The sequence below is a fragment of the Phyllobacterium zundukense genome (genome assembly GCF_002764115.1).
Taxonomy (GTDB): Bacteria; Pseudomonadota; Alphaproteobacteria; order Rhizobiales; family Rhizobiaceae; genus Phyllobacterium; species Phyllobacterium zundukense.
Genome location: NZ_CP017940.1, coordinates 265,479 through 280,739, shown reverse-complemented (window position 1 = coordinate 280,739; position 15,261 = coordinate 265,479). Strand labels below are relative to the sequence as shown.

Here is a 15,261-nt window from a genome sequence, read left to right as displayed (position 1 = left end):
TTCATGATAAATCAAGCATATTCACAATTATCGTCAAGCGCTCACAGTTTATTCATTTCAGTTGTCTCAATCTGTTGTCCTGGAGTGTGGAGGTTGGCCATATGAGAACGACATATTTTGCAGCTGTGATGATCGCGCTTCTCACCTTTGCAGGCGCATCCTATGCGGACGAACTGAAGCTGAAGATTGCGACGGAAGGTGCCTATCCCCCGTTCAATTCCATCGATGCCTCGGGCAATCTTGTGGGATTCGATGTCGATATCGCAAAGGCCGTTTGCCACGAAATGAAAGCCTCGTGCTCATTCATCGCAGTGCCTTGGGATGACATCATCAAGGGACTTGAAAACAATGAATACGACCTTATCGTTGCCAGCATGTCTTTGACCGAAGCGCGCGCCAAAAGAATGGAGTATTCAGTTTCCTACTACCGTTCACACTCGGCATTTGCCGGCGATCCGAACAGGTTCAAGGACATATCCCCGGCTGCGTTGAAGGGATTGCGCATCGCAGCGGGCAGCCAGACAATTCAATCGGAATATCTGCAGAAGGCCTACACCGAAAGCAAGATCGTGCTGACAAAAGACCAGCCCGAAGCCCAGAAACTTCTTCAAGCGGGTGAGGTGGATTTGATCCTGGCGGATTCCATCGACCTGCTGACCTTCCTGCAGGCGCCGGAAAGTTCGAAATTCGACTATGTGGGCGATCCTGTGACCAACGATTTTCTGAAGAGTTCCGCGCATATCACCGCTCACAAGGGCAACAAGGAATTGATCAAGAAAGTCAATGACGCGCTCGACCAGATTCGCCTAAACGGCATCTATGACCGCATCAACAACGCATATTTTCCCTTCAGCATCTACTAGGTCGTAACCAAAGCATGGCAGCAAGGACAAAAGGCATTCAGATATCGATGGCGGCGGCCGGCAGGTTGCTCATCGGATTTGTGCTTTTCTATGCGATCATTGCTGCAGGCTTCTCCATCGTCTTTCTGCGCAAGATCGAGAATGATGCCCGGTACACCCAGGAGCAACAGCTCCCGCTCGTGATGAGCCAGAACCGCAATGCAATCAAGGTTGAGCGGCTGGCCTCACTTGCACGCTCGATCTACCTGGCGAAGGATCGCGAACTCGAACGGCAGCTTCAACTGCAGACCCATGTACTCGCTCAAAGTTTCACACTCGATGAGAATAATGAACTGGCTAAGGGTGTCCTGGACGTCGGAGCTTCCGTCAAGAAGATTGTATCCATCCGGGAACAGATCCGCAGGATGGACTCTGGGGCCGGCGTCGGTCCGGACCCGGCCATCAGGGCTGATCTGGAAAAGCAAGCTCTGGAAACCTATCAGAGCGCGATGCTAGTCACTGACAAGTTGAGCCAGTCTATCATCAGCGATGCCGCCGTCCTCGCCTATGGTATGTCAGGGGATATCCAGCGGACGGCTCGCATGATTCAGATCGCATGGATCATCATCCTGACATTGCCGGTCGTGACGGCAGTCGGTGCCATCTACGTCGTGGCGAGGCACATTATCAGTCCGATAAACTCAGCTATCGAAGGTCTGCAATCGATTGACAGATATGAAACCCGCGGCTTCAAGCTTCGCCGGCCGCTGTTCCGCGAGCTGTCGACGATCTACGAGGCGATCGAGGCGTATGGCCGCGTATCGCACGACCTCCTGCGGACGAATTCCATTCTGCAGGCATTGTCGGAAGAGGACGGACTGACGACGCTTGCAAACAGGCGAAGCTTTGAAAAGCGTCTGGAAGACGAATTTGCCAAGGCTACAGAGGGTGGTACGGACCTTGCCATCCTTATGGTGGATCTCGATCACTTCAAATCCATCAATGACCAGTATGGCCATCAGATGGGCGATACCTGCCTGAAAATGACGGCGAACGTGTTGCGCAGCGTCGGTGCCGAGCGCGAATGCCATGCCGCCCGTTATGGCGGCGAGGAGTTTTCCGTGGTCTTCCCGGGTTGCAACCTGCAGGATGCGATCGCCGAGGCAGAAAAAATAAGGCTATCCATCAGCAGTCTGATCATCAAGACGACTTACGATGAAGTTATCCGCATAACGGCAAGCGTCGGCGTGGCTTCGATCCGGAGTGCAACCTTCCAGGCTTCCGCTCAGCTGCTTGAGAACGCCGACAGGGCGCTCTACCTCGCCAAACACAGTGGACGAAACATCGTCAAGGCCCTCCCCTCATCCGGCCGGTCGGATCTGAAATCCATACCTGCCTAGAGCATGGCGGGCTAAATAGAACGGTCCTATTTACGCTCCGACGCTCTGTGCTTATGTAGACGCATACATGCGGCACAATCATGGGGGTGATTTCATGCCAACGCTCTACTCGATCAAGCCGGCGTTCCAGAACCTGCTGCGTCCCCTCGTTGGCCGGCTTGTCAGCTGGGGTGCCACGGCAAATCAGGTGACCGTTGTCGCCACGGTTCTCTCTGTTTTTGCCGGTGCGTTGATCGCGCTCTTTCCCGGAAATGCTCCGCTGTTCTGGATCCTGCCCCTCGTGCTGTTCGTGCGGATGGCGCTCAATGCAATAGACGGGATGATGGCACGGGAATACGGCCAGGCATCGAAACTCGGCGCCTACCTGAACGAGATCGGCGATGTGATTTCCGATGTGGCGCTCATCCTTCCCTTTCTGCTCGTCGCACCCTTTTCTGCGCCGGGCGTGGTCGCCTTCGCCATTGCAGCACTGCTTGTCGAATATGCTGGCGTGCTCGGCGTGATGACCGGCGGCGGCCGTGGCTATGATGGCCCGTTCGGTAAAAGCGACCGGGCGCTCGCGCTAGGCATTATCGCCGCGCTGATTGGCAGCGGTGTGGTTCTTCCGGCCTGGTTCGGCTGGGTCTTCCCACTCATGGCCCTGCTGTCGCTTTATACCATGATCAATCGTATCCGCGCCGGCCTTCGCCGTGCCAGTTCCCCTGTTTCCTGACATCCCTCTTCCATCCGGAGCACACAATGCGCGCTGAATTCTCATCTGATCTTGCGGCAGCCGGCCCGGTAGAAGAGACGACATTTCGCACCCATGACGGAACCGAGCTTTTCTACCGCAAATGGCCTGCGAGATCAGACAAGGCAAAGGGCGCTGTCGTCCTCCTGCATCGCGGTCACGAACATGGCGGCCGGGTGGCCCATCTTGTCGACGAGCTCGGGCTGCATGACTTTGCCTTCTACGCATGGGATGCGCGCGGCCACGGCCGCTCGCCCGGCATACGCGGTTTCTCGCCCTCCTTCGCCGATTCGGTGCGCGATCTCGACAGTTTCGTGAAACACATCAGCGCCTCGGATGGCTTTGCCGTCGAGGACATGGCGGTGATTGCGCAATCCGTCGGCGCGGTGCTGGCCGCAACCTGGGTTCACGACTACGCACCGCCCATCCGCGCGCTGGTCCTTGCCTCGCCTGCCTTCAGCGTCAAGCTCTATGTTCCCTTCGCCCGCGAAGGGATTCGGCTTTGGCAGAAGCTGAAGGGCCAGTTCTTCGTCAATTCCTACGTGAAGGCGAAGTTTCTCACTCACGATCCGGAGCGGATTGCATCCTTCGAAAGCGACCCGCTGATCACCCGGCCCATTGCCTCCAATATACTGCTCGACCTTTATGACACTGCCGAGCGCATCGTCGATGACGCGCGGGCGATCATTGTCCCAACGCAATTGCTGATCTCCGGCAGCGACTGGGTCGTGCGCCACGCCCCGCAACATCGTTTCTACGAGAATCTGGCGCATCCCCTGAAAGAGCGGCATGTGCTGAAAGGCTTCTTTCACGACACCTTGGGCGAAAAGGACCGCGCCATTGCCATCGCCCATGCGCGCCGTTTCATTGCCGATCGCTTTGCCGCAGAACCGGCGATTCTTGATGTGACCAGTGCCGACGAAACCGGCTTCACCCGCGATGAACAGGACAGGCTTTCCTCCCCTCACGATCTTCTTTCGCTCAAAGGTCTCTACTGGGCAATCTACCGAGGCTCCATCCGCTTCAGCGCCCTGTTTTCCAAAGGGTTGAAGGTGGGCGTCAAGACCGGCTTCGACTCAGGCTCAACACTTGATTATGTCTATGAGAACCAACCTCGCGGGTTTGGGCCAGGTGGCAGGCTCATTGACAGGCAGTTTCTCGATGCCATTGGCTGGCGCGGCATTCGCCAGCGCAAGCTGCATCTGGAAGAGCTGATCGGCGCCGCGCTGACTCGTTTGCAGGGAGCTGGCCGGTCAACGCATATGCTCGATATCGCTGCCGGTCATGGCCGCTACGTGCTCGACGCCATCGCCCAATCCGAAGCCAAGCCTGCGAGCGTCCGCCTGCAGGATTATTCGCCGATCAATGTCGAAGCAGGGCGCACACTTATTGCAGACCGGGGTCTTGCAGCAACAGCGAGCTTCCATCAGGCCGATGCATTCGATGGCGACAGGCTGGCCGAAACCATGCCTTCACCCGATCTTGCCATCGTCTCCGGCCTCTATGAGCTTTTCCCGGACAACAGCCTGATCGAGCGCTCGCTTGGCGGCCTCGCCAGGGCGATGAAACCGGGCAGCCTCCTTCTCTACACCAACCAGCCTTGGCACCCGCAGCTCGAAATGATCGCCCGAGCCCTGACCTCCCATCGCGGTGGCGAGGCCTGGGTGATGCGACGCCGGACGCAAGCGGAGATGGATCAGCTGGTCGCAGCAGCGGGCTTCAGAAAGATCGATCAGCGTATCGATCAATGGGGCATCTTTACTGTCTCCATCGCAGAACGCCTATGACAGCAGGAAACGTAGCATCGATCGGAGACTGGCGCTTCGACAGAGCCGTAGCCAAGCGCGCCATTCTTTGGCTGCTCTTCCTCGCACCGCTGTTCTACATCTCCTATGGTACAGCCAACTGGCTTGCGTCACAGCGAGCAAATGTCCCCAACGTAACCTTCTCCTGGGAACATGCGATTCCCTTCATGGCGTGGACAATCTTTCCCTATTGGTCGATCAACCTGTTCTACGGCCTGTCGCTGTTCCTCAACGATACGCCTGTCGAAGTCGACCGGCTGGCGAAGCGCTACCTGATGGCACAGGTCATCGCCGTTACCTGTTTCATCGCATTCCCCCTGACAGCCATTTTCCAGAAGCCGCCGACAAGCGGAGCATCCGGTTTTCTGTTCGACCTGCTCGGTGGTTTCGATAAACCCTTCAACCAGGCGCCATCGCTGCACATCGCCCTTCTGGTCATCATCTGGACGCAGTGGCGGCTGCGTCTCTCCGGAGCGACGCTGTGGGTCTGGCATGCATGGTGCACCCTGATCGGCCTTTCGGTTCTCACCACCTATCAGCATCATTTCATCGACATCCCGACAGGTGTGCTGCTGGGCATTTTTGCATTGTGGCTTTTTCCCTCCGGTGCGCCATCACCCTTGTCGGCGTTTCGCCTGACAAGTGACGCCAAAGCCCGAAGGATCGGCTCATACTACGCGACGGGCAGTCTGGTCTTTCTTCTGCTGACGGTGTTGGAAACCTGCATGTCGGCGGTCTACCTGATTTTCCTCTGGCCATCGCTGGCGCTTGCGCTTGTTGCCGCGGGTTATTTGGGTGCCGGCGCCAATGTCTTTCAGAAAGCTGCGGACGGGACGATCTCTTTTGCCAGCCTGTGGCTGCTAGCTCCCTACCGGCTGTGCGCAATGATCAACGCCTATGCCTGGACACGAAAGCTCGTTCCCTCGGTCCTCGTGTGCCGCGGCGTGCATCTTGGCCGCCTGCCGAGGCGGTCCGAGCAATCGTCCTTTGTCACGGTGGTTGATCTCACCAGCGAACTGAAAAAGCCATCCGACGTCGAGCTCGACTGGCGATCCTTTCCGACGCTCGATCTTCTTCCAGTTACCGGCACCGATCTTGAAAAGGCATCGGAAGCAATCGAAAATGCCCGTAGCAGCGGCCCGATACTTGTCTGTTGTGCACTTGGCTTCCAGCGCAGCGCTGCGGCTGTTGCCTTTTGGCTTTTGCGCTATGGTCACGCGAAAAGTGCCGCCGATGCAATCCGCCTGATTGAAGCAAAAGGCAGGCGTATCCATCTGACAGAAGCGATGATTGCCGTGGGGGAGGAACGAGTGCGCAATGGATGAAGATGCGGCCACTTTTGCCGCCAGGCTGAAACACAGGGCCCATACCTATGGTTTCCTGACTTGCCTTCTGCTGGTCGCCTCTTCGATTGTCGGCGATGCCGGCGGACCACTGTTCAGTTGGCTCTGGCCACTGATGATCATTGGCGGGCTTATCACGCTGTTCCTTGCCGTTTACCTCCGCTTCGATGCGGCGCTTTTCCGCTATATCGCCTCGCATGAGGACGAAACGGAAGGCTGCCGCGCGGTGGATGATATTCTCGCACGCATGCATTTGCGCAAACGGCCGAAGGCGACACGGCCACTTCACGCCCGCATGGCTGGGACGAACCGCCTGTTGATGAAACTGCACCTTGCTTTTGCGGCTTTTCTTGCTCTATTCGCTGCTTTGACGGCTTATGGGGTGTGGACTGCCTAGGGGGCCGGTCTCGGGGGGGACGAAATGAAACCAATGCTGCGGCGGGTGGCCGCCATGGTGCTGGCCGGAGTGGCGCGGGCCATTACCGGTGTGCGGCCCATCTGGCAGGGCTGTGCGCCGTCCAACCGGCAACGTATCTATTTTGCCAACCATGCCAGCCATGGCGATTTCATCCTGCTTTCCTCATCCCTGCCGCCAGAAGCACGCGAGCGTACCCGCGCGGTTGCGGGCGCCGACTACTGGCGCAAGAATAAAATCCGGCATGTCCTTGCCCGCGACCTGCTCAACACTGTGCTTGTCGAGCGCAACTGGGTCGAGCGTACCGAGGATCCGATGGTCATCATGCTGGACGTCCTGAAGGAAGGGCAGTCCCTGATCATCTTTCCCGAAGGCACGCGCAATATGACCGAAGAGCCGCTTCTGCGTTTCCGCTCCGGGCTCTATAATCTCGCTTTCGCCCGGCCCGATGTGGAACTCGTTCCGTGCTGGATCGAGAACATGTCGCGCGTCCTGCCAAAAGGCGCTTTCCTGCCTGTGCCGCTGCTTTGCCGGGTCATCTTCGGCACGCCCGTTGTCCTTGAACCCGGCGAAGACCGCCACGCTTTCCTGCACAGGTCGCGGCAGGCATTGCTGGACCTCAATCCAGAACATCAGAGGGCGCTCAATCATGGCTGAAACGATCTGGCTGTTTCTCGGCCTTCTTGGCGTCCTGACGGCGGCGAGCGTCGTGGCGACCCTGCTGAGCTGGAAGAGCACGCGCAATGGCGATGCCCTGCCCTCGACGCTCGCCAATCTCAATTCGCGCATCAAGGCGTGGTGGATCATGATTGCCGCCATCTCCGTCGCCTTCCTGTTCGGCAAGGGCGGCGTCATCCTGCTGTTCGCCTTTGTCTCATTCGCAGCGCTGCGCGAATATGTAACGCTGACCCACACAAGGCGCGGCGATCACTGGATCCTGCTCGGCATGTTCCTGGTCATCATCCCCGTGCAGTATTACCTGCTCTGGATCGAATGGTATGGGCTCTTTTCGATCTTCATCCCGGTCTATTGCTTCCTTGCCATGCCTGCGTTGACGGCCATCTCCGGCGACACGGAACGTTTCCTCGAACGCGTCAGCGAGCAGCAATGGGGCATCATGCTCTCGGTCTATTGCCTCAGCCACGTGCCGGCTTTGCTGACCCTGCCCATACCTGGTTTCCAGGGCAAGGGTTTGCTGCTTATCGCCTTCCTCATCGCCACCGTGCAGGGCAGCGATGTTTTGCAATATGTCTTCGGCAAGCTGTTCGGCAGGAACAAGGTAGCGCCAAAAATCTCGCCGTCGAAAACCTGGGAAGGCCTGATCGGCGGCCTCGTCAGCGCCTCATTGCTTGGCGCTGCTCTTTCCTGGCTGACGCCATTCACGCCGTTGCAAGCCGGACTGATGGCCGGTCTCGCTTGCATCATGGGTTTCTTCGGCGGGCTGGTTGCCTCGGCGATCAAGCGCGATCGCGGCGTCAAGGATTGGGGCCAGATGATCGAGGGCCATGGCGGTATGCTCGACCGGGCGGACAGTCTGGTCTTCGCCGCGCCGGTCTTCTTTCACGTTGTCCGTTATTTCTGGACCTAGAGCAGCTCCGCCTGCGCCAAGTCACGCAGCAGATGACTCGCACCATAGGTCCACGGCGCGCACTCGGTCGACAGCTTGACGCGGTTCGACAGGGTGCCCAATGACGGCGTCGAGATGGAGACGATATCGCCGAGCTTGTGGGTGAAGCCCTTGCCCGGTCCATCGCGATCCTTGACTGGCGCGAACATGGTGCCGAGATAGAGCACAAGCCCGTCCGGATACTGATGGTGCCGACCGATGGTCGCTTCAACCAGCGACTCCGGCGTGCGCGAGATCTTCGCCATATTGGAATGCCCGTCGAGCACAAAGCCGTCCTGACCTTCAACACGCATGCTCAGTTCCGCCACCTTAACCATCTCAATCGTGAAGTCGCCATCGAAGAGGCGAATGAACGGCCCGACCGATCCGGACGCATTGTTGTCCTTGGCCTTGCCGAGCAGCAGCGCGGAGCGTCCTTCCACGTCGCGCAGATTGACGTCATTGCCAAGCGTCGCCCCGACGATGCGTCCGGCGCTCGAAACAACCAGCACGATTTCCGGCTCTGGGTTGTTCCAGCTCGAAATTGGATGCAGCCCGACATCCGCGCCAAAGCCCACCGTCGACATCGGCTGGCCCTTGGTGAAAATCTCCGCATCGGGCCCAATACCGACCTCGAGATACTGGCTCCAGACACCGCGGGCGATGAGAGCTTCCTTGACCTGCATGGCGGCGGGTGAGCCAGGCACGATCTGCGACAGATCCGCTCCGATAAGCTTGAGTACATCCTCGCGCAGGGAATCCGCCTTGGCCTTGTCACCCTTTGCCTGCTCCTCGATGACGCGTTCCAGCAATGATGCGACGAAGGTCACGCCCGACGCCTTGACCGCCTGCAGATCGATCGGCGAGAGCAGTGCCGGTATAGATGGATCGAATTTGTCCGCCCAGCTGTTCGTGATGATAGCATCGATGTCCCCGAGTCTCGTTCCCGTTGCGCCGGTCACATAGGCCGCTGGATTGTCGAGTTCCGCGATATCCCGCACCGTCGGCGCAGCCTTGCTGGTGATATCGAATAGTGCGCCATCGCGAACGGTAACGATCCGCGGATAGGCATGGCCGGGAACCGTTGCCCTTCCGACGAGAACACCTGAACTTGGGACGATGGCATTTGACATAATTCGCGTATCCTAATGTGACGTTTCGGGCTGGAGATGTATGAAGGCTTTGACCGGCGCATTTATGCGGCAGAGCATCCAGCCAATCAAGACCACGGGTTGCAATCTCCGACCCTCCACCCTCCCTGACACAGCATGTCAGGAGACTCTGAATTTTCTTCTCCGAACACCTTGTCATCGCACGCGAACACGGAGCTAGATCGCACAACAGAACAGGTCACAGGACATTCATGAACCCGGCAGCAGGATATCGACTTGGGCTGATCCTTGTGACAGCTTCCACCGTGGCCTGGAGTCTTGCCGGTTTGTTCACCCGGGTCATCCCGCTGGACAGCTGGACGATCCTCGCCTGGCGCGGCATTTTCGGTTCACTGGGAATAGCCGCCGTGATGACGGTTACTGAGCAAGGCCCGCTGTGGAAGGGTTTCATCGGGATTGGCCGTGCGGGCTGGCTCTTCGTCATCGTTTCATCGGTGGGCATGGTGTTTTTTATTACCGCGCTGAAAGAAACGACAGTCGCCCATGTCGCGGTCATTTACGCCACCATTCCTTTCGTTGCCGCTATCCTTGGCTGGCTCGTGATGGGCGAGAGATCGACCTTGGGCGCCATCCTTGCCAGCATCGCTGCCATGATTGGCGTTGTCATCATGGTTGGCCTCGGTGCGGAAGGCAGTCTGTTCGGTGATCTGCTCGCCTTTGGCATGACGCTGTGCATGGCGATACTGATGGTAATTGTTCGGCGTGCGCCCAACATATCCGTCATGCCCGCCGCCTGCCTGTCGGCCCTCGTCAGTTCGCTCATATGCTGGCCGCTCGGCGATCCACTCACCGTTACAGTGCATGAACTTTTGCTTATCGCGCTCTTCGGCATCCTCGTCTCGGCGGTCGGCCTTGCCCTCTTCACCCTCGGCGCCAAACGGCTTCCGGCAATCGAGACGGCGCTGATCGGTTCGCTTGACGCCCCGTTGGCGCCGTTCTGGATCTGGCTCGTATTCAATGAAGTGCCGAGCAAAAGCACGGTGCTCGGCGGCTCGATCGTTCTCGCCGCAGTTATCGTCCATGTCATCATCGGCACCAAGGATCAACGATTGATCCAAGAGAAGAGCCTGTCCTGAAACCTTCGGCAACCATCGGCAGATGGTCTCGCAGCCGCGCCGAAGCTGCGGAAGAACTTGCATTGTCATTGCATGAGCGCGAATGTATGCCAACGACCGGTCGAAACTGCAGGTCACGGCAAGGCAAATGAACAAGATCGAACTGGACAAACAGACCCGCGATAATTCGCGGGAGATCGCCGACGCCAATCCGGCACGGCTCGGAACGCGGCTGAAACTGGCGCGCCAGACACGCGGCCTGACATTGAAAGCGCTCTCCGAAGCCGCCAACTGCTCGGAAAGTCTGCTGTCCAAGATCGAAAACGGCAAGGCATCACCATCCCTGCCGATGCTTCACCGCCTGGTCCAGGTGCTCGAAACCAATATCGGCTGGATGTTCGAAGAGTCCGATGGTGACGAAGGCATCGTCTTTCGCGCCGGCACCAGGCCACTGATCGCGCTTGATCCGCTGCGCCGCGGCGAAGGTATCTCGCTGGAGCGGATCATTCCCTATTCGCAGGGCCATCTGCTCCAGTGCAATATCCACCACATCGAAAAGGATGGCGCCAGCGCCGGGCCGATCCAGCACGCCGGCGAAGAGGTTGGCTATGTGCTGGCCGGTGAAATCGAGCTGATTGTCGGCGAGCGCCAGTTCCAGCTTTCCGCCGGTGATTCCTTCGTTTTCAACTCGGATCTGCCGCACCATTACCGTAATACCGGCACTGAACGGGCAAGCATTTTTTGGGTCAACACACCCCCGACATTTTAAGCTCGATACCTGAGCCTTTCGCTCGAAACCCGATTTTTCTTACCTTTTGCGATAATTGAATTTCTGGCTTTCAAACTACTTGACATACATTCAAGTCTCTTGAATTATGCCTTGCGTTCAGTTTTACACCGGTCCGCATAGGGGCCGATTTAATCAGAAAAAAGGGGAATCGGAATGCGTCTTACCAAGCTACTTACCGGCTGTGCTGCAGCCATCGCCATCACACTTGCCGTCGGCTCATCCGCCTTCGCCGATACATTCGCGCTCGTGACGATCAACCAGCAAGCGCTGTTCTTCAACCAGATCAACGAGGGTGCCCAGAAGGCCGCTGACGCCGCTGGCGCCAAGCTCGTCATCTTCAACGCCAACAACGTCCCAAGCGCCCAGAACGACGCCATGGAAAACTACATCACGCAGAAGGTTGACGGCATCATTCTTGTCGCTATCGACGTCAACGGCGTCAAGCCCGCCATCACGGCGGCAAAGGCTGCCGGCATTCCGGTTATCGCCATCGATGCGCAGATTCCCGATGGTGACAACGTTGCTTTCGTCGGCGTCGACAATACGAAAGCCGGCGAAGATATCGGCAAGTTCTACGCCGATTATGTCAAAGCTGATATGGGCGGCACCGCCAAGATCGGCGTGATCGGAGCCCTCAACTCCTTCATCCAGAACCAGCGTCTGGACGGGTTCAAGAAGGCAGTCGCCGACAGCGGCCAGAAGATCACCTTCCTCGATACGGTCGATGGCCAGAACGTCCAGGACGTTGCGCTGACCGCAGCTGAAAACCTGATGACCGCCAATCCGGACATGACAACGCTCTATGCGACGGGCGAGCCTGCCCTTGTCGGTGCCGTCTCGGCTGTTACCAGCCAGGGCCGCACCGGCGACGTCAAGGTCTTCGGATGGGATCTGACCAAGCAGGCCGTTGAAGGTATCGACGCCGGCTGGGTCACGGCCGTCGTGCAGCAGGATCCTGCTGGCGAAGGCAAGGCCGCCGTTGAAGCGCTCACCAAGCTCAAGAAGGGCGAAAAGGTCGAGCCGATCATCAATGTGCCGGTAACGATCGTTACCAAGGAGAATGTCGATCAGTTCCGCGGCATGTTCAAATAGAACGTAAGCCGTGATGGGCGCGGCCGCACATGCCGCGCCCCCTCCCTGAGGCGATATTGAACGGTATTGCGATGAACAATCTAGACAGCGAAACATACCGGGTCCGCATGACCGGCATATCCAAGCGGTACAATACGATCCAGACTCTCGACAACGTCTCGCTGAGCCTTAAGCCCGGCGAAGTGCTCGGCCTCGTCGGCGACAATGGCGCGGGCAAATCGACCCTGAGCAAGGTGCTTTCCGGAGCGGTGATTCCCGACGCCGGTACCATCGAGATCGACGGCAAGGCTGTGTCCTTTTCCTCTCCCGCCGATGCCAGGTCTGAGCATGTGGAGATGGTCTATCAGGACCTGTCGCTGTGCGACACGGTAGATGTGGCCGGAAATATCTTCCTCGGACGCGAGCCAAGGCGCCGGGTTTTGGGCATGCCGTTTCTCGACAAGAAGCGCATGCATGACGAAGCCCGGACCATGCTCGACCGTCTCGGTATCGTCATTGCCGACACGCGCCTGAAGGTCGAGAATCTCTCCGGCGGCCAGCGCCAGTCCATCGCCATCGGCCGCGCTGCATCCTTCGAGCCTTCCGTCCTCATCATGGATGAGCCAACCGCCGCCCTCGCCGTCGCCGAAGTCGAAGCGGTCCTTGACCTGATCCGCGCCGTCAGCGCCCGCGGCGTCAGCGTCATTCTCATCACCCACCGCCTGCAGGATCTGTTCCTCGTCTGCGATCGCATCCAGGTCATGTATGAAGGCCGTAATGTCGCCGAACGGCGCATCGAGGACACAAGCATCGAGGATGTCGTCAACCTCATCGTCGGACGCAAATTCCAGGCGCGCTCGGCGCGTCACAGCCCGGACAATGGAGCACGCCCATGAGCAATCCATCGACCTCCGGTGACAATGCCGCACTTCACCCCGTCGCTGCCCAATCCCGTGTACGGGAAAGCACCCTGCGCGACCGCTTCATGGCCAATGGCAGCGTCGTGTCCATCGCCATCTTCTTTCTGGTCGTCTGTCTGCTCTTCTCGGTCGTGACCGACGCGTTCATGACGGCACCGAACCTGCTCAATATTGTCCGGCAATCGGCGCCGCTCCTTATCGTCGCTGCCGCCATGACCTTCGTCATCACCACCGGCGGCATCGACCTCTCGGTAGGTTCTGTTCTGGCGCTTGTTGCCACCCTGTCGGCTGTCACGCTGCAAGCCGGCCTTCCTTGGCCATTGGTCATCATTGCCATGCTGCTGCTCGGCGCAGCTGTTGGCGCGATCCAGGGATTCTTCATCGCCTATGAGCGCATCCCGGCCTTCATCGTCACGCTGGCGGGCCTGTCGGTCATCCGCGGCATCGCCCTCTTGATCACTGGCGGTTATTCCATCCCGGTCGAAGCGACAAGCCCGTTCACGGTCATCGGCCGTGCCTGGTTCCTCGGCGTACCTGTGCCTGCACTGATCGCACTGGCCGTGCTTGTCGTTGCCTATCTTGCCTTCAATGAAACCCGCTTCGGCCGTTATGTCACCGGCATCGGGGCCAATGCTGAAGCCGTGCGCCGCGCCGGTGTGGATACGCGGCTGACAACGCTGATGGTCTATGTCCTCTCCAGCACTGCAGCTGCTGCGGCCGGCATCATTCTCGCCGCCCGCCTCGGCTCGGGCTCGTCCAATGCCGGACAAGGCTTCGAGCTCGAAGTCATCGCTGCTGTGGTGCTCGGCGGCACCAGCCTTTTCGGCGGACGCGGCACGCTCGTTGGCACCGTACTCGGCGCCATGACTGTTGCTGTCATCGCCAACGGGCTGATCCTGGCGCATATGTCGCCATTCCTGACGCCCATCGTCACTGGCACGATCATCCTCATTGCGATCTGGCTGAACTTCCGCCTGTTTCGCGGTGCCATCCGGAGCCGCTAAGGATGAGTCTCGACTTCGAAACCAGCGAACGCAGCAGGGTTCCCATCGGCGTCAAATCCGGAACGGTTATGACCGTTCAGGGTCCCCTGCCGGTCAGCGCGATGGGCGTCACCCTGATGCACGAGCATATCCTGCTTGACGGTGCGAGTTCATGGAAATGCCCCTGCCATCCGGACGACCTCGCCATCGCCGAGCAACCGGTCTCGATCGAGATCATCGGCGATCTGCGCATGAACCCCTACATCAACAGGGACAATGTCTCGCTCACCGACACTGACCTCGCCCTGAGCGAACTCAAGCGCTTCCAGGTCCTTGGCGGTCACACCGTCGTCGATCCGACCAATTTCGGCATCGGCCGCGATCCGGTGAAGCTGCGGCGCATCTCCCGCATGGCAAATCTCAAGATCGTCATGGGCTCCGGTTTCTATTTGCAGCATACCCATCCGGAATGGCTGAAGGACATGGATATCGATGCGGTCACCGAGTTTCTCGTCAATGATATTGGCGGCGGCGTGACCCAGCCTGAGATCATGGCAGGCATTATCGGCGAGGTGGGCGTCAGCAAGGATTTCACACCGGAGGAGCGCAAGTCCCTGCGCGCCTCCGCCCGCGCCTCGCGCATAACCGGCGTGCCGCTTTCGATCCATCTTCCCGGCTGGGAACGGTTGGCAAATGAAGTGCTGGATATTGTCGAGGAAGAAGGCGCCGATCTCAGGCACACCGTTCTCTGCCACATGAACCCGAGCCACGAGGATCTCGCCTATCAGGCCAGCCTCGCCAAGCGCGGTGCCTTTCTCGAATATGATATGATTGGCATGGATTATTATTACGCCGACCAGGACGCCCAGTCGCCTTCCGACGAGCAGAACGCCCGCGCCATCCGCTCCCTCGTCGATATGGGCTTTGGTGACCGCGTATTGCTGTCGCAGGATGTGTTCCTGAAGATGATGCTGACGCGTTTCGGCGGCTTCGGCTATGGCTATGTGCTCAAGCATTTCGTGCCGCGCCTGAAGCGCCACGGCGTCGATGCGGAGACCATCGATCGCATGCTCACCGACAACCCAAGATCCGTATTTGCCGCGGCGGCCTGATCGCCGCCCTCATAGTC

Annotated in this window: 15 protein-coding genes; 14 read left to right on the top strand and 1 reads right to left on the bottom strand. The window is 58.7% G+C overall.

What is annotated here, in order from left to right:
* The first annotated feature begins 101 nt into the window (after positions 1-101).
* The 8 genes from BLM14_RS01380 to BLM14_RS01345 all read left to right on the top strand — a co-directional run bounded on the left by BLM14_RS01380 (position 102) and on the right by BLM14_RS01345 (position 8,123).
* Complete coding sequence (locus BLM14_RS01380) at positions 102-863, top strand: transporter substrate-binding domain-containing protein (RefSeq protein WP_099997760.1); 762 nt, start codon at positions 102-104, stop codon at positions 861-863.
* A gap of 14 nt (positions 864-877) precedes the next feature.
* Positions 878-2,242, top strand: coding sequence for a GGDEF domain-containing protein (locus BLM14_RS01375; RefSeq protein ID WP_099997759.1), 1,365 nt, complete (start codon positions 878-880; stop codon positions 2,240-2,242).
* Positions 2,243-2,336: 94 nt separating this feature from the next.
* Positions 2,337-2,954 carry a CDP-alcohol phosphatidyltransferase family protein gene (locus tag BLM14_RS01370; protein ID WP_099997758.1) on the top strand — a complete coding sequence of 206 codons (618 nt, stop codon included), beginning with the start codon at positions 2,337-2,339 and terminating at the stop codon, positions 2,952-2,954.
* A 26-nt stretch (positions 2,955-2,980) separates the two neighbouring features.
* Complete coding sequence (locus BLM14_RS01365) at positions 2,981-4,759, top strand: bifunctional alpha/beta hydrolase/class I SAM-dependent methyltransferase (RefSeq protein ID WP_099997757.1); 1,779 nt, start codon at positions 2,981-2,983, stop codon at positions 4,757-4,759.
* The gene (locus BLM14_RS01360) at positions 4,756-6,102 is read left to right on the top strand and encodes a phosphatase PAP2/dual specificity phosphatase family protein (RefSeq protein WP_099997756.1); all 1,347 of its coding nucleotides are present in this window, start codon (positions 4,756-4,758) and stop codon (positions 6,100-6,102) included. Before BLM14_RS01365 ends, BLM14_RS01360 begins: the two co-directional genes overlap by 4 nt.
* A complete protein-coding gene (locus BLM14_RS01355) occupies positions 6,095-6,517 on the top strand; it encodes a hypothetical protein (RefSeq protein WP_099997755.1) in 423 nt (140 codons plus the stop codon). The genes BLM14_RS01360 and BLM14_RS01355 overlap by 8 nt, the downstream gene beginning before the upstream one ends.
* A 24-nt stretch (positions 6,518-6,541) precedes the next feature.
* Complete coding sequence (locus tag BLM14_RS01350; RefSeq protein WP_099997754.1) at positions 6,542-7,192, top strand: lysophospholipid acyltransferase family protein; 651 nt, start codon at positions 6,542-6,544, stop codon at positions 7,190-7,192.
* The gene (locus BLM14_RS01345) at positions 7,185-8,123 is read left to right on the top strand and encodes a phosphatidate cytidylyltransferase (protein ID WP_099997753.1); all 939 of its coding nucleotides are present in this window, start codon (positions 7,185-7,187) and stop codon (positions 8,121-8,123) included. The genes BLM14_RS01350 and BLM14_RS01345 overlap by 8 nt, the downstream gene beginning before the upstream one ends.
* Here the strand turns inward: BLM14_RS01345 and BLM14_RS01340 are convergent.
* The gene (locus BLM14_RS01340; protein WP_099997752.1) at positions 8,120-9,274 is read right to left on the bottom strand and encodes a fumarylacetoacetate hydrolase family protein; all 1,155 of its coding nucleotides are present in this window, start codon (positions 9,272-9,274) and stop codon (positions 8,120-8,122) included. The genes BLM14_RS01345 and BLM14_RS01340 overlap by 4 nt on opposite strands.
* Positions 9,275-9,504: 230 nt before the next feature.
* Between BLM14_RS01340 and BLM14_RS01335 the strand changes: the two genes are divergently transcribed.
* The 6 genes from BLM14_RS01335 (at position 9,505) to BLM14_RS01310 (ending at position 15,244) form a co-directional block, all read left to right on the top strand.
* Positions 9,505-10,389, top strand: coding sequence for a DMT family transporter (locus BLM14_RS01335; protein ID WP_099997751.1), 885 nt, complete (start codon positions 9,505-9,507; stop codon positions 10,387-10,389).
* 127 nt (positions 10,390-10,516) lie between these two features.
* Positions 10,517-11,137 (top strand): cupin domain-containing protein, encoded by a 621-nt coding sequence (locus tag BLM14_RS01330; protein ID WP_100000972.1) that lies wholly within the window; start codon positions 10,517-10,519, stop codon positions 11,135-11,137.
* Positions 11,138-11,311: 174 nt separating this feature from the next.
* Complete coding sequence (locus tag BLM14_RS01325) at positions 11,312-12,250, top strand: ABC transporter substrate-binding protein (RefSeq protein WP_099997750.1); 939 nt, start codon at positions 11,312-11,314, stop codon at positions 12,248-12,250.
* A 71-nt stretch (positions 12,251-12,321) separates the two neighbouring features.
* Positions 12,322-13,125: an ATP-binding cassette domain-containing protein gene (locus tag BLM14_RS01320; protein WP_100000971.1), complete on the top strand. Its 804-nt coding sequence runs from the start codon at positions 12,322-12,324 to the stop codon at positions 13,123-13,125.
* Positions 13,122-14,153 carry an ABC transporter permease gene (locus tag BLM14_RS01315; RefSeq protein ID WP_165788389.1) on the top strand — a complete coding sequence of 344 codons (1,032 nt, stop codon included), beginning with the start codon at positions 13,122-13,124 and terminating at the stop codon, positions 14,151-14,153. Before BLM14_RS01320 ends, BLM14_RS01315 begins: the two co-directional genes overlap by 4 nt.
* 2 nt (positions 14,154-14,155) lie before the next feature.
* Positions 14,156-15,244 (top strand): phosphotriesterase family protein, encoded by a 1,089-nt coding sequence (locus BLM14_RS01310; protein ID WP_099997749.1) that lies wholly within the window; start codon positions 14,156-14,158, stop codon positions 15,242-15,244.
* Positions 15,245-15,261: the final 17 nt, after the last annotated feature.

What these genes read in the sequence shown, in the direction of transcription:
- BLM14_RS01350 (WP_099997754.1), top strand. Translation starts at nt 6,542, where the DNA reads ATGAAACCAATGCTGCGGCGGGTGGCCGCCATGGTGCTGGCCGGAGTG.
- BLM14_RS01330 (WP_100000972.1), top strand. Translation starts at nt 10,517, where the DNA reads ATGAACAAGATCGAACTGGACAAACAGACCCGCGATAATTCGCGGGAG.
- BLM14_RS01340 (WP_099997752.1), bottom strand. Translation starts at nt 9,274, where the DNA reads ATGTCAAATGCCATCGTCCCAAGTTCAGGTGTTCTCGTCGGAAGGGCA.
- BLM14_RS01325 (WP_099997750.1), top strand. Translation starts at nt 11,312, where the DNA reads ATGCGTCTTACCAAGCTACTTACCGGCTGTGCTGCAGCCATCGCCATC.
- BLM14_RS01310 (WP_099997749.1), top strand. Translation starts at nt 14,156, where the DNA reads ATGAGTCTCGACTTCGAAACCAGCGAACGCAGCAGGGTTCCCATCGGC.
- BLM14_RS01380 (WP_099997760.1), top strand. Translation starts at nt 102, where the DNA reads ATGAGAACGACATATTTTGCAGCTGTGATGATCGCGCTTCTCACCTTT.
- BLM14_RS01315 (WP_165788389.1), top strand. Translation starts at nt 13,122, where the DNA reads ATGAGCAATCCATCGACCTCCGGTGACAATGCCGCACTTCACCCCGTC.
- BLM14_RS01345 (WP_099997753.1), top strand. Translation starts at nt 7,185, where the DNA reads ATGGCTGAAACGATCTGGCTGTTTCTCGGCCTTCTTGGCGTCCTGACG.
- BLM14_RS01360 (WP_099997756.1), top strand. Translation starts at nt 4,756, where the DNA reads ATGACAGCAGGAAACGTAGCATCGATCGGAGACTGGCGCTTCGACAGA.
- BLM14_RS01365 (WP_099997757.1), top strand. Translation starts at nt 2,981, where the DNA reads ATGCGCGCTGAATTCTCATCTGATCTTGCGGCAGCCGGCCCGGTAGAA.
- BLM14_RS01355 (WP_099997755.1), top strand. Translation starts at nt 6,095, where the DNA reads ATGGATGAAGATGCGGCCACTTTTGCCGCCAGGCTGAAACACAGGGCC.
- BLM14_RS01335 (WP_099997751.1), top strand. Translation starts at nt 9,505, where the DNA reads ATGAACCCGGCAGCAGGATATCGACTTGGGCTGATCCTTGTGACAGCT.
- BLM14_RS01320 (WP_100000971.1), top strand. Translation starts at nt 12,322, where the DNA reads ATGAACAATCTAGACAGCGAAACATACCGGGTCCGCATGACCGGCATA.
- BLM14_RS01370 (WP_099997758.1), top strand. Translation starts at nt 2,337, where the DNA reads ATGCCAACGCTCTACTCGATCAAGCCGGCGTTCCAGAACCTGCTGCGT.
- BLM14_RS01375 (WP_099997759.1), top strand. Translation starts at nt 878, where the DNA reads ATGGCAGCAAGGACAAAAGGCATTCAGATATCGATGGCGGCGGCCGGC.